Here is a 12681-nt window from a genome sequence, read left to right as displayed (position 1 = left end):
TCGTCGCTCTCCACGGGGCTTGTCCGGACGACCCTTGACCTTGTCGCGGCGACAAGGTTTCTACTGGGGTCATGAGAATCGGAGAGCTCGCCGGCATCGTCGGTGTCACGACTCGCGCCGTGCGGCACTACCACCGCATCGGGCTGCTGCCCGAGCCGCCGCGGCAGCCCAACGGCTACCGCGACTACACGCTGAGCGACGCCGTCGAGTTGGCCCGCGTCCGTCGGCTGACCGAACTCGGCCTGAGTCTCGACGAGGTCGGGGACGTCCTGGCGGACGACAGGGGCAAGGATCTTGTGGAGATCCTCGCGGAGCTGGACGCCGACCTGGCACGCCAGGAGGAGGGCATCCGGCACCGGCGCGTGCGGCTGGGCCGGCTGCTGGAACAGGCAGAACGGACCGGCAGGCTGCCCGCGGAGGCCCCCGTCTCACCGGAGCTCGCCTCCTTCTTCGACGACATGGCCCTCGCGTCGGCGCGACTGCCCGGTCCCGAACCCGCGATGGCGGCCAGGGAACGGGAACTGCTGGCCCTGATGGAGACCGGCTCGCCGGACGCCAACCGGGACCGGCTCCACGCCCTGCTCCGTGCCATGGGGCGGAGCCTGAGTGCGGACGCCGCGGCCATGCGGCGCGCGCACGCGGTGTACGACCTCGTGGAGGCACTGGCCGGGGCGGACGAGGACGATCCGCTGGTGGAGGAGGCCGCCCGGGCCATCGCCGGAAACCTCCCGGACGAGGTGGTACGGGCGTTCACGGCGCCGGAAGGAGGCGGTGGGCCGGGTGCGGAGAACGGTCTCGCGGACGTCCTCTTCGCCGAGCTCCCTCCCGCGCAGGCGGCGGCCGTACGCCGCACCGTCGAGCTGCTCGGGGAACTCGCGCCCGGGAAGGGTCCGGCCGAAGAGCGTGCGGTCGGGGAACGCGCGCTCGGGGAAACCGTACGAAGGGAGCGTGCGAGGTGAGGGCGGTACGAACGACCGTGCGCCGGCTGGCCGGCCGACAGACCGCCCTTGCGGGAGGTCTCCGGCGCTGGGCCACCCGTCGCGGCCCGCAGGGCGTGGGTGAGGGGGACCACCCTGTTCCGTACGCCCCGGCCCAGGCGGCGACCATGTACGGCCTCCTCTTCGTCTCCGTGGTCGAGACCGTCGCCCTCGCCGTCGTGATCCCCTGGCCGGCGGTGCACGCCGTCGTGCTCGTTCTCGACCTCTGGGGCTGCTGCTTCCTGCTGGCCCTGCACGCCTCCTGCGTGGTGGGTCCGCACGTGATCGGGGCGGACGGTTCGCTGCGCCTGCGCTACGGGGCCCTGCTCGACATCCGAGTCCCGGCCGACCGGGTGGCCTCCGTCCGGCTGGAACGACGGTTCCCCGGCGGAAGGCCGGCCGCGGTGGACGGGAACGGCACGGCGGACATCGCCGTCGGAGGGCAGACCACGGTCACCGTGGAGCTCACCGAGCCACTGCGGTACACACGGATCATGGGCGGGCACGCCGAGGCCCGCGCCTTCCGTTTCTACGCGGACGACCCGGTGTCCGCGGTCGCGGCGCTGAGGGCGAGCGGCGGCTCCCGCGCCGGCACCGTCGTCACCCCTGGCCGGTAGCCGGCGGGACAGGGACAGAGGTGGCCGGATGCCGGCCCCTCACGGTGTCCGGCCAGTCATGAAGGACCTTGATCCGCGAGACACCACCTCCGGCACACCCACCGTCACCCATGGAGTACGTTCACACCATGTCCCAGCCCGCCAGGTCACCCCGTGCCAGCGCCGCCTCCGACGCCCCGGAGAGCACGGCAGTCACCCGCGCCGCAGCTCAACGGCTCAAAATGCGCCGTGAGTTGGCCGCTGCCGCCATGGAGCTCTTCGCGACGCAGGGCTACGAGGGCACCACCGTCGACGAGATCGCGGGCGCCGCGGGCGTGGCCCGGCGGACCTTCTTCCGGCACTTCCGGTCGAAGGAGGAGGCGATCTTCCCGGACCACGACGACACCCTGGTGCGTGCGGAGGCGGTGCTGAACGCGGCTCCCTCGCACGAGCACCCGCTCGACACGGTGTGCCGGGGCATCAAGGAGGTCATGAAGATGTACGCGGCCAAGCCCGCCGTCTCCGTGGCCCGCTACAAGCTCACCCGCGAGGTACCGGCGCTCCGTGAGGCCGAGATCGCCTCGGTGGCCCGCTACGAGCGGCTGTTCACGCGCTACCTGCTGGGCCACTTCGACGAGCGCGACAGCCACGTGGGCAACGACGACCCGCTGCTGGCCGAGGTCGCCGCGTCGGCCGTGGTGACCGCCCACAACCACGTACTGCGGCGTTGGCTGCGGGCGGACGGCAAGGGGGACGTGGAGAACCAGCTGGACCACGCCTTCGCCATCGTCAGGGAGACCTTCGGCACCGGGATCGGCGCGGGCCGGATCACCGGCACCGAGCCGGCGGCGGAGGCCGCGACGTCCGCCGCCTCGGTCTCCTCGGACGGCGAGGTGCTGGTCGCGGTGGCCCGTACGGACGCCCCCCTGGACGAGGTCATGCGCACGATCCAACAGGCGTTGAAGGAGCGCTGAGGGCGGGCCCCGGGCACGGGCACGGATTCAGGCGGGCTCGGGCAGGCCCGGCCCGGCGACGGTGACCGGGAGTTCCCACGGCGGCGGCAGCGTGCCCTCGCTCCAGCCCGCCAGCGCCGCCGCGTCGACACAGACGATTCCGCAGGAGGCCGCGTACTCGGCGGCGGGTGCGGTGAACTCCCCCGTGCTCACCACGACCGCCACCTCGGCACCGTGGACGGCGTAGCAGGTCCCGCCGAACCGCTGGAGATCCTGCGAGCCCACCTTGTTCGCCGGGCCGTAGCGCTTGCACTGGACGACGAGGCGTCGCCCGTCCGGGGCGGTGGCGAGCACGTCGGCGCCGAGGTCCCCGGCACCGCCCACCACCTCCGCGTCCCGGCAGCCGTCGCGTCGGCAGAGTTCCGCCACGGCCTCCTCGAAGGCGTACGGATCGAGGGCCGCGAAGTCCACCGGAGCGGGCTCGTACACGGGCTCGTACCCCGGCTCGGGGACGGGCTCGCACACGGGCGCCGGCTCGTCCCGCCGCCCCGCCGCGGCCGCCTCGTCGATCTCCGCCAGCGCGGTGTCCACCAGGTCCTCAGCGGCCTCGGTGACGGCCGCCGCCAGCCGTGCGGCCCGCCTGCGCCGGTGGCGCCGGCGCAGCGGCAGGACCGTACCCGCGCACACGAGCAGGGCGAGGACGCCCCAGACGACGGGATGCCCGCCCACGCCGGCCCAGAGGCTGCGGAAGAGCAGGCCGCCGGCCCAGAGCAGGAGTGCCGCGAGGGCGAATCCCACGGCCGTGCGACGGAGGCTGAAGTCCCTGCGGCGCGTCCGCGTACCCCCGCGTATCCCTGTCGGCATCCCGTTCCACCCCTCGTCCTGGCCGGGTCCGTGCCCCGCCGGTGTGCCCTGCGCTACGCAAGATCATCTGAGGGGGCGTCTGCCCCGAGGGCGGGTGATCGACGCGGACGCGACCGAAATTCGATGGTCGGGCGTCTTGGGGTGTGGTCGGGTACGCCGATGCGTACCCACGAGGAACTTCTGGCTCTGTTCGATGACGAGATGCGGGAACACGCCTGCCCCGACGGCCCCGGCGTACAGGTGGAGCGGGACGGGCCGGTGGTCCGCCAGAGCGGCGGACCCGACGACTGGAACGGTGTGGCGTGGTCTTCCCCGGCGCTCGACGGGGAGGGCGCCGGGGCGGCCGTTGCGGCGCAGGTCGCGCACTACGAGGCACTCCGCGTGGCACGCGGTGTCACGCACTTCGAGTGGAAGCTGTACAGCCACGACCGCCCCGCCGACCTCGGCGACCGGCTGCGGGCCGCCGGGTTCGTCCCGGAGCCGCCGGAGACGCTGATGGTGGCGGCGGTGGCCGACCTGCCGGCCGACGCCGGGCCGCCCGCCGGGGTCGAGGTGCGCGAGGTGCACGACGAGGCCGGGGTGCGCATGATGGCCGACGCGAACGAGGCGTCGTTCGGCAGGGACGCCTCGTGGCTCCGCGACCACCTGCTGGCGCGGCTGGCGGCGGCGCCGGAGGACTTCTTCGGACTGGTGGCGGTGGCGGACGGGCTGCCGGTGAGCTCGGCACGGATGGAGCTGTACCCGGGCACCTCCTTCGCGGGGCTGTGGGGCGGGGGTACGCACCCGGCGTGGCGGGGGCGCGGAATCTACCGGGCCCTGGTCGCGCACCGGGCGCGTACGGCCGCCGCGCGCGGGGTGGAGTACCTCCAGGTCGACGCCTCGGCGGACTCCGCGCCGATCCTGGCGCGGCTGGGCTTCTCGGCGCTCGCGACCACGACGCCGTACGTGTACCGCATCGCGTCGTAGCCCTTCCCCTGCGGGACAGACCGCACCAGAACGCCCATGGTGTTGCTCATGCGTGCCCATCGGATGACACTTGAGAGAAATTGTTGGCACTCGGTGCCTTGTCAGCTGTCACGCAGTGCCATACGTTGAAGGTGTCCGGGCGGCCGGCGTACCGGATCTCACGTACGCCGGCTGTCCCCGCGAGCCGACCGTGCCCGCGCGCCCGGACGCCTGCGTCACAGGCACCCTTCCGCTCCACCGAGCACGCCGAGCACCACCCGCCGAACCGACGGCACACCTCCCCAGACCGCACCGCTCCCTGTCCGCAGGGACCACCGAAGCGTTCCTCACCAGCGTTCCCCTGGCTCTCGGCCCGTTCGAGCAGGGGAGACACCACCCGCCGGAGGCATCACCGTGAAGGAAATCCTGGACGCGATCCAGTCGCAGGAAAGCACCGCAGCCGACTTCGCGGCGCTGCCCCTCCCCGAGTCCTACCGCGCGGTGACCGTGCACAAGGACGAAGCGGGGATGTTCGAGGGGCGCGCCACCCGCGACAAGGACCCGCGCGAATCGCTCCATCTCGACGAGGTCCCGCTGCCCGAACTCGGCCCGGGCGAGGCCCTGGTCGCCGTCATGGCCAGCTCGGTGAACTACAACTCCGTCTGGACCTCGATCTTCGAGCCGGTCTCCACCTTCGGGTTCCTGGAGCGGTACGGCAGGCTCAGCGAGCTGACGAAGCGCCACGACCTGCCGTACCACGTCATCGGCTCCGACCTGGCGGGCGTCGTGCTGCGCACCGGGCCCGGCGTGAACGCCTGGCACCCGGGCGACGAGGTCGTCGCGCACTGCCTCTCCGTCGAACTGGAGTCGTCCGACGGCCACAACGACACGATGCTCGACCCCGAACAGCGCATCTGGGGCTTCGAGACCAACTTCGGCGGGCTCGCCGAGATCGCGCTCGTCAAGTCCAACCAGTTGATGCCCAAGCCCGACCACCTCAGCTGGGAGGAGGCGGCGGCCCCCGGGCTCGTCAACTCGACCGCGTACCGCCAGCTCGTCTCGCGCAACGGCGCGGGTATGAAGCAGGGCGACAACGTCCTGATCTGGGGGGCGAGCGGCGGACTCGGTTCGTACGCCACCCAGTTCGCGCTGGCCGGCGGCGCCAACCCGATCTGCGTGGTCTCCAACGACCAGAAGGCGGACATCTGCCGGCGGATGGGCGCCGAGGCGATCATCGACCGCAGCGCCGAGGGCTACAAGTTCTGGAAGGACGAGAGCCACCAGGACCCCCGCGAGTGGAAGCGGTTCGGCAAGCGCATCCGCGAGCTGACCGGCGGCGAGGACGTCGACATCGTCTTCGAGCACCCCGGCCGCGAGACCTTCGGCGCCTCCGTCTACGTCACCCGCAAGGGCGGCACCATCGTCACCTGCGCCTCCACCTCCGGGTACACCCACGAGTACGACAACCGCTACCTGTGGATGTCGCTCAAGAAGATCGTCGGCTCGCACTTCGCCAACTACCGCGAGGCGTGGGAGGCGAACCGGCTGGTGGCGAAGGGCAAGATCCACCCGACGCTCTCCCGCGTGTACACGCTGGAGGAGACCGGGCAGGCCGCCCACGACGTCCACCGCAACGTCCACCAGGGCAAGGTCGGCGTCCTCGCGCTGGCCCCGCGCGAGGGCCTGGGCGTGCGCGACGAGGAACTGCGCGCGAAGCACATCGACGCCATCAACCTGTTCCGCGACACCCCCTCGGAACCGGCCGCCACCCCTTCCCGCGAGAACGTCTGAGGTCTCCCCATGACCGAACGTCACAAGGACCGTCCCTGGCTCATGCGGACGTACGCGGGCCACTCGACGGCCGAGGCGTCCAACGAGCTCTACCGGCGCAACCTCGCCAAGGGCCAGACCGGTCTCTCCGTCGCCTTCGACCTGCCCACCCAGACCGGTTACGACCCCGACCACGTCCTCGCCCGCGGCGAGGTCGGCCGGGTCGGCGTGCCGGTCTCCCACCTCGGCGACATGCGCCGGCTGTTCCAGGACATCCCGCTGGAGCAGATGAACACCTCGATGACGATCAACGCCACCGCGATGTGGCTGCTGGCGCTCTACCAGGTCGTCGCCGAGGAGCAGGGCGCGGACCCCGGAAAGCTCCAGGGCACCACGCAGAACGACATCGTCAAGGAGTACCTCTCGCGCGGGACGCACGTCTTCCCGCCCGGGCCCTCCCTGCGGCTGACCACCGACATGATCACGTACACGGTCAACAGCGTCCCCAAGTGGAACCCGATCAACATCTGCAGCTACCACCTCCAGGAGGCCGGGGCCACGCCCGTCCAGGAGATCGCGTACGCCATGTCCACGGCCGTCGCCGTGCTGGACGCGGTGCGCGACTCCGGGCAGGTGCCCGCGGAGAAGTTCGGCGCGGTGGTGGCGCGCATCTCCTTCTTCGTGAACGCGGGCGTCCGTTTCGTCGAGGAGATGTGCAAGATGCGCGCCTTCGGCCGGATCTGGGACCGGATCACCCGCGAGCGGTACGGCATCACCGACCCCAAGCAGCGGCGGTTCCGCTACGGCGTCCAGGTCAACTCCCTCGGCCTCACCGAGGCACAGCCGGAGAACAACGTCCAGCGCATCGTGCTGGAGATGCTCGCCGTCACCCTCTCCAAGGACGCCCGCGCCCGCGCGGTGCAACTCCCCGCGTGGAACGAGGCGCTGGGGCTGCCGCGCCCCTGGGACCAGCAGTGGTCGCTCCGCATCCAGCAGGTTCTCGCGCACGAGAGCGATCTGCTGGAGTACGAGGACATCTTCGACGGCTCGCGGGTGATCGAGGCGAAGGTGGAATCGCTCGTGGAGGAGGCGCTGGAGGAGATCGACCGGATCGAGCAGATGGGCGGCGCGATGGCCGCCGTCGAGTCCGGCTACCTCAAGTCCGAACTCGTCGCCTCGCACGCCGCCCGGCGGGCCCGCATCGAGAGCGGCGAGGAGAAGATCATCGGCGTCAACGTCCACGAGGCGACCGAGCCCAGCCCGCTCACCGCGGACCTGGACGGCGCCATCATGACGGTCGATCCCGAGAACGAGGCACGGGTGGTGGCCGCCCTGCACGCCTGGCGCGACGCACGCGACGAGGCGCGCGCCACCGAGTCGCTGGCCGCCCTGAAGAAGGCCGCCGCCGGTACGGACAACCTGATGGCCGCGACCGTCGAGTGCGCCCGCGCAGGGGTGACCACCGGGGAGTGGTCCTGGGCGCTGCGGGACGTGTTCGGCGAGTTCCGGGCGCCGACCGGGGTCTCCTCGGCGCCGGTCGCCGTCACCGCCGAGCCGGGCACCCCGCTGGCCGCGGTCCGCGCGAAGGTGGCCCGTACCGCCGAGGACCTCGGCTGCGGACGGCTGCGGTTGCTGGTCGGCAAACCGGGTCTCGACGGGCACTCCAACGGCGCCGAGCAGATCGCCGTGCGCGCCCGCGACGCCGGGTTCGAGGTGGTCTACCAGGGCATCCGGCTGACGCCGGAACAGATCGTCTCCGCCGCGCTGGCCGAGGACGTGCACTGCGTGGGCCTGTCGATCCTCTCCGGCTCGCACGCCGAACTCGTCCCCGACGTGCTCCACCGGCTGCGCGCGGCCGGCGCGGACGACGTCCCGGTGATCGCCGGCGGGATCATCCCGCCCGCCGACGCCGCAGCCCTCGTCCGGGCCGGGGTCGCCGCCGTCTTCACCCCGAAGGACTTCGGTATCACGGAGATCATCGGCCGTATCGTCGACGAGATCCGCAAAGCCAACGAGCTCGACCCTCTGGAGGTCCCCGCATGACCACGCCCACGCCCGTGAACCGGCTGCGCCCCCGCCGCTCGTGTCTGGCCGTGCCCGGCTCCAACCCGCGCTTCCTGGAGAAGGCCCAGGGGCTCCCGGCCGACCAGGTCTTCCTCGACCTGGAGGACGCCTGCGCGCCGCTCGCGAAGGAAGGGGCGCGGCACACCATCGTCGATGCGCTCAACAACGGCGACTGGACGGGCAAGACCCGGGTGGTGCGGGTCAACGACTGGACCACGCACTGGACGTACCGGGACGTCATCACGGTCGTCGAGGGCGCCGGGCCGAACCTCGACTGCATCATGCTGCCGAAGGTCCAGGACGCCGAGCAGGTCGTGGCGCTGGACCTGCTGCTGACCCAGATCGAGAAGACGATGGGCTTCGAGGTCGGCCGGATCGGCATCGAGGCGCAGATCGAGAACGCCAAGGGCCTGGTGAACATCGACACCATCGCGGCGGCTTCGCCCCGGCTGGAGACGCTGATCTTCGGCCCGGCCGACTTCATGGCGTCCATCAACATGAAGACCCTGGTCGTCGGCCAGCAGCCGCCCGGCTACGGCGCCGACGCGTACCACTACATCCTGATGCGCATCCTGATGGCGGCCCGTACGCACGACCTCCAGGCGATCGACGGACCGTTCCTGCAGATCCGTGACGTGGACGCCTACCGCGAGGTGGCCGGCCGGGCCGCGGCGCTGGGCTTCGACGGCAAGTGGGTGCTGCACCCGGGCCAGGTCGACGCGGCCAACGAGGTCTTCTCGCCGTCGCAGGAGGACTACGACCACGCCGAGCTGATCCTCGACGCCTACGACTGGTGCACCTCGGAGGAGGGCGGCAAGAAGGGCTCGGCGATGCTCGGCGACGAGATGATCGACGAGGCCAGCCGCAAGATGGCACTGGTCATCGCGGGCAAGGGACGGGCGGCCGGGATGCGGCGCACCTCCAAGTTCGAAGCCCCGGAGGCCTGATCATGCAGTTCGGACGCACCTTCGAGGAGTTCGAGGTCGGCGCGGTCTACAAGCACTGGCCGGGCAAGACGGTCACCGAGTACGACGACCACCTTTTCTGCCTGCTGACCATGAATCACCACCCGCTGCACATGGACAGCAACTATGCGGAGAACACGACCGACTTCGGCAAGAACGTGGTCGTCGGCAACTACGTGTACTCGCTGTTGCTGGGCATGTCGGTGCCGGACGTGTCGGGCAAGGCCATCGCCAACCTGGAGGTGGAGTCGCTGCGGCACATCGCGCCCACCTTCCACGGCGACACGATCTACGGCGAGACCACCGTGCTCGACAAGACGCCGTCGAAGTCGAAGAGCGACCGGGGCATCGTGTACGTCGAGACCCGGGGCTTCAAGCAGGACGGCACCGTCGTCTGCGTCTTCCGGCGCAAGGTGATGGTCCCCACGCAGGAGTACATCGAGGCACGCGGCGGCGAGCAGCCCGGCCGCCCGGCACCCGCCCCCGCCAACTAGAGCGAAGCCACAGGAGAAGCCGTCATGAGCCGACTCGCCCGGACCGCAGGTCTGACCGACGTCCAGGAGGAAATCCTCTCCACCGTAAGGGACTTCGTCGACAAGGAGATCATCCCGGTCGCGACCTCCCTGGAGCACCGCGACGAGTACCCGACCGAGATCGTCGAAGGGCTCAAGGAACTGGGCCTGTTCGGGTTGATGATCCCGGAGGAGTACGGCGGGCTGGGCGAGTCGCTCCTCACCTACGCACTCTGCGTGGAGGAGATCGCGCGCGGCTGGATGAGTGTGTCGGGGATCATCAACACCCACTTCATCGTGGCGTACATGCTCAAGCAGCACGGCACGCAGGAGCAGAAGGACACCTTCCTGCCACGCATGGCGCTCGGCGAGGTGCGCGGCGCCTTCTCGATGTCGGAGCCGGCTCTCGGCTCGGACGTGTCGGCCATCACGTCCAAGGGCGTCAAGGACGGTGAGGAGTACGTCCTCGACGGGCAGAAGATGTGGCTCACCAACGGCGGGACCTCGACCCTGGTGGCCGTTCTCTGCCGGAGTGACGAAGGACACCCCGAGGGGACGCCCCCGCACAAGTCGATGACGACCTTCCTGGTGGAGAAGGAGGCCGGCTTCGGGGAGGTCAGGCCCGGTCTCACCATCCCGGGGAAGATCGACAAGATGGGCTACAAGGGCGTCGACACCACCGAACTCATCATGGACGGACTACGCATTCCGGCCAATCGGGTCCTGGGCGGCACCACCGGCCGAGGGTTTTACCAAATGATGGACGGAGTCGAGGTCGGACGGGTCAACGTGGCCGCACGTGGCTGCGGAGTCGCTCAGCGTGCATTCGAATTGGGCGTTTCGTACGCCCAACAGCGTCAAACTTTCGGAAAACCGATCGCCCAGCACCAGGCCATCCAGTTCAAATTGGCTGAAATGGCCACCAAGGTCGAAGCGGCGCATGCGATGATGGTAAACGCGGCCCGCAAAAAGGACTCCGGGGAACGTAACGACCTGGAGGCAGGGATGGCGAAGTACCTCGCCTCCGAATACTGCAAGGAAGTCGTCGAGGACGCCTTCCGCATCCACGGCGGCTACGGCTTCTCCAAGGAGTACGAGATCGAGCGCCTCTACCGCGAGGCACCGATGCTGCTGATCGGTGAGGGTACCGCCGAGATCCAGAAAATGATCATTGGCCGCCGACTCCTGGAGGAGTACCGCCTGCAGGGTTGATCGTCCCCTAACGGGCGATTTGACCGCGAAGAAGATCACATCCAGTGATCCTGGGGCGGGGTCTTTCAGCGGTCCGACTCGGCTGCTGGCTTGCCCAGTTGTGGCCACCAACCGATAGCATCGGCGGAAAGCCGCCGTCCCCCCGTTGCCAGCGCGGCATCATCCGCTACGAAGGTCATTCATGCCCGACAGCCCTACCTCCGCAAACCGCGGCGGGGTCCGCATCGCTCGCGGAGCATCGCCGTGGCTCCTCCCGACCGTCGCCACCGCGGCCCTCAGCCTGACCCGGGCGCGCAAGTCCGGCCGCTGGGCGGCCGTGGCCGTGCCCACCACCGCGCTCGCGGCGGGCATGCTGTGGTTCTTCCGCGACCCCGAGCGCGAGATCACGCAGGGCCGGGTCATCTCCCCGGCCGACGGCGTGGTGCAGAGCATCATGCCGTGGAAGGACGGGCGTACCCGCGTCGCGATCTTCATGAGCCCGCTCAACGTCCACGTCAACCGCGCTCCGCTGGCCGGTACCGTGACGTCGGTCGAGCACGTTCCGGGTGGGTTCGTCCCGGCGTTCAACAAGGAGAGCGAGAACAACGAGCGTGTCGTCTGGCACTTCGACACCGAGCTCGGCGACATCGAGATGATCCAGATCGCCGGCGCCGTCGCGCGCCGCATCGTGCCCTACATCCCCCAGGGCACGAAGGTCGAGCAGGGTGAGCGCATCGGTCTGATCCGTTTCGGCTCGCGCGTCGACATCTATCTGCCGGAAGGTGTCGAGGTCGCGGTCGAGGTCGGCCAGACCACTACCGCGGGGGTGACTCGAATTGACCGTGATTGATCCGGACACCCAGGCCGACTGGGTGCCCGAGGCGGCTGAGGACGGTGCTGGGGACGACGCCCAGGACATGCCCCTCTCACTGCGCCTGTCGATAGCGGACACCCTCACTCTCGGCAACGCCACCTGCGGGTTCATGGCGGTGTACTTCACCACCACGGGCATTCTGATCCCGCATCTCACGGGCAGTGACGAGTCGGGCATGGCGCGTCACTCCGCGGCCACCGCGGTGATCCTGATGCTGATGGCGGCCGTCTTCGATCTCTTCGACGGCCTGGTCGCCCGCAAGCTGCGTTCGTCGCCGATGGGCGCGGAGCTGGACAACCTCTCCGACCTCATCAGCTTCGGTCTCGCCCCGGCGTACTTCGTCCTGGTCTACGGAATGGTCGCGGACGACGCGCATCAGCGGGTTTCGGCGCTCGCGGCGATCGTGGTGCTGTTGGCGGTGGTGCTGCGGCTCGCGCGGTTCTCCTGCGTGACGCTGAAGGACGGCATGTTCCAGGGCATGCCGAGCCCCTTCGGAGCGCTGACGGTCGTCTCGATCGTGCTCCTGGAGCTGCCCTTCGTTCCCACCCTCCTCGCGATCGTCGGGGTGGCGTGGCTCATGGTCAGCCGGGTCGAGTACCCGAAGCCGCGCGGAGTGCTCGCGGTGGCGATGCTCGGCTGGATCGTGGCCGCGATGGGGCTCCTCGTCGCCTGGGCGTTCGACGCCCCGGGCGGTCAGCTGCTCCTCCAGACCGGCTGTGCGCTCCAGGTCGTGCTGGGCGCGGTGATCCCGCTCTTCGCGACCGCGCGGCGCGTGAACACCTTCCGCGGCAACCGGCGAGAGGCGCGCGCGGCCCAGCTGCCGTAGCCCTGCCGTACACGGAACACCGAGAGGCCCGGATTCCATGCGCATCCGGGCCTCTAGCACGGCCGGGCCCGCTCCGGCCCGCGGGACGGCGGGTCTCTGCCGCTCGGCGGGGTCAGGGGCGTCCGCCGCGCCGCGGCTCGGGAC

The 12681-nt window shown here is 70.2% G+C and carries 12 protein-coding genes; 11 read left to right on the top strand and 1 reads right to left on the bottom strand.

All coding sequences use genetic code 11. The features are described 5' to 3' along the window. Positions 1–71: 71 nt before the first annotated feature. The 3 genes from ACFWEP_RS22810 to ACFWEP_RS22800 all read left to right on the top strand — a co-directional run bounded on the left by ACFWEP_RS22810 (position 72) and on the right by ACFWEP_RS22800 (position 2547). Positions 72–959 carry a MerR family transcriptional regulator gene (locus ACFWEP_RS22810; RefSeq protein WP_387372309.1) on the top strand — a complete coding sequence of 296 codons (888 nt, stop codon included), beginning with the start codon at positions 72–74 and terminating at the stop codon, positions 957–959. Then, complete coding sequence (locus ACFWEP_RS22805) at positions 956–1594, top strand: hypothetical protein (protein ID WP_387372308.1); 639 nt, start codon at positions 956–958, stop codon at positions 1592–1594. Before ACFWEP_RS22810 ends, ACFWEP_RS22805 begins: the two co-directional genes overlap by 4 nt. Before the next feature lie 128 nt (positions 1595–1722). Further along, complete coding sequence (locus ACFWEP_RS22800; RefSeq protein WP_387372306.1) at positions 1723–2547, top strand: TetR family transcriptional regulator; 825 nt, start codon at positions 1723–1725, stop codon at positions 2545–2547. Positions 2548–2574: 27 nt separating this feature from the next. Here ACFWEP_RS22800 and ACFWEP_RS22795 read toward each other — a convergent pair whose 3' ends face one another. After that, positions 2575–3390 (bottom strand): restriction endonuclease, encoded by an 816-nt coding sequence (locus tag ACFWEP_RS22795; protein ID WP_387372304.1) that lies wholly within the window; start codon positions 3388–3390, stop codon positions 2575–2577. 159 nt (positions 3391–3549) lie between these two features. On the opposite strand from ACFWEP_RS22795, the gene ACFWEP_RS22790 reads away from it, so the two are divergent. From ACFWEP_RS22790 to pssA, 8 genes are all read left to right on the top strand, one after another. Further along, positions 3550–4356, top strand: a complete 807-nt coding sequence (locus ACFWEP_RS22790) for a GNAT family N-acetyltransferase (protein WP_387372302.1) — start codon at positions 3550–3552, stop codon at positions 4354–4356. A 387-nt stretch (positions 4357–4743) separates the two neighbouring features. After that, positions 4744–6126 carry a crotonyl-CoA carboxylase/reductase gene (gene ccrA / locus ACFWEP_RS22785; RefSeq protein ID WP_387372314.1) on the top strand — a complete coding sequence of 461 codons (1383 nt, stop codon included), beginning with the start codon at positions 4744–4746 and terminating at the stop codon, positions 6124–6126. 9 nt (positions 6127–6135) lie between these two features. Then, positions 6136–8148: a protein meaA gene (locus ACFWEP_RS22780; RefSeq protein WP_387372300.1), complete on the top strand. Its 2013-nt coding sequence runs from the start codon at positions 6136–6138 to the stop codon at positions 8146–8148. After that, a complete protein-coding gene (locus ACFWEP_RS22775; RefSeq protein WP_328718380.1) occupies positions 8145–9116 on the top strand; it encodes a CoA ester lyase in 972 nt (323 codons plus the stop codon). Before ACFWEP_RS22780 ends, ACFWEP_RS22775 begins: the two co-directional genes overlap by 4 nt. 2 nt (positions 9117–9118) lie before the next feature. Then, positions 9119–9628: a MaoC family dehydratase gene (locus ACFWEP_RS22770; RefSeq protein ID WP_387372298.1), complete on the top strand. Its 510-nt coding sequence runs from the start codon at positions 9119–9121 to the stop codon at positions 9626–9628. 24 nt (positions 9629–9652) lie between these two features. Then, a complete protein-coding gene (locus ACFWEP_RS22765) occupies positions 9653–10858 on the top strand; it encodes an acyl-CoA dehydrogenase family protein (RefSeq protein WP_387372296.1) in 1206 nt (401 codons plus the stop codon). A 181-nt stretch (positions 10859–11039) separates the two neighbouring features. After that, a complete protein-coding gene (locus ACFWEP_RS22760) occupies positions 11040–11687 on the top strand; it encodes a phosphatidylserine decarboxylase (protein WP_387372294.1) in 648 nt (215 codons plus the stop codon). Beyond that, on the top strand, positions 11680–12537 hold the full coding sequence (gene pssA, locus ACFWEP_RS22755) for a CDP-diacylglycerol--serine O-phosphatidyltransferase (RefSeq protein ID WP_387372311.1): 858 nt from the start codon (positions 11680–11682) through the stop codon (positions 12535–12537). The genes ACFWEP_RS22760 and pssA overlap by 8 nt, the downstream gene beginning before the upstream one ends. The last annotated feature ends 144 nt before the right edge of the window (positions 12538–12681 follow it).

This window comes from Streptomyces sp. NPDC060198 (assembly GCF_042728415.1).
GTDB lineage: Bacteria > Actinomycetota > Actinomycetes > Streptomycetales > Streptomycetaceae > Streptomyces.
The sequence above is the reverse complement of the archived record's forward strand: the minus strand, read 5'-3'. Positions and strand labels throughout refer to the sequence as shown.

Coding starts and splice junctions, on each gene's coding strand:
- ACFWEP_RS22810 (WP_387372309.1), top strand. CDS start 72: ATGAGAATCGGAGAGCTCGCCGGCATCGTCGGTGTCACGACTCGCGCC.
- ACFWEP_RS22800 (WP_387372306.1), top strand. CDS start 1,723: ATGTCCCAGCCCGCCAGGTCACCCCGTGCCAGCGCCGCCTCCGACGCC.
- ACFWEP_RS22795 (WP_387372304.1), bottom strand. CDS start 3,390: ATGCCGACAGGGATACGCGGGGGTACGCGGACGCGCCGCAGGGACTTC.
- ACFWEP_RS22790 (WP_387372302.1), top strand. CDS start 3,550: ATGCGTACCCACGAGGAACTTCTGGCTCTGTTCGATGACGAGATGCGG.
- ACFWEP_RS22780 (WP_387372300.1), top strand. CDS start 6,136: ATGACCGAACGTCACAAGGACCGTCCCTGGCTCATGCGGACGTACGCG.
- ACFWEP_RS22775 (WP_328718380.1), top strand. CDS start 8,145: ATGACCACGCCCACGCCCGTGAACCGGCTGCGCCCCCGCCGCTCGTGT.
- ACFWEP_RS22770 (WP_387372298.1), top strand. CDS start 9,119: ATGCAGTTCGGACGCACCTTCGAGGAGTTCGAGGTCGGCGCGGTCTAC.
- ACFWEP_RS22765 (WP_387372296.1), top strand. CDS start 9,653: ATGAGCCGACTCGCCCGGACCGCAGGTCTGACCGACGTCCAGGAGGAA.
- ACFWEP_RS22760 (WP_387372294.1), top strand. CDS start 11,040: ATGCCCGACAGCCCTACCTCCGCAAACCGCGGCGGGGTCCGCATCGCT.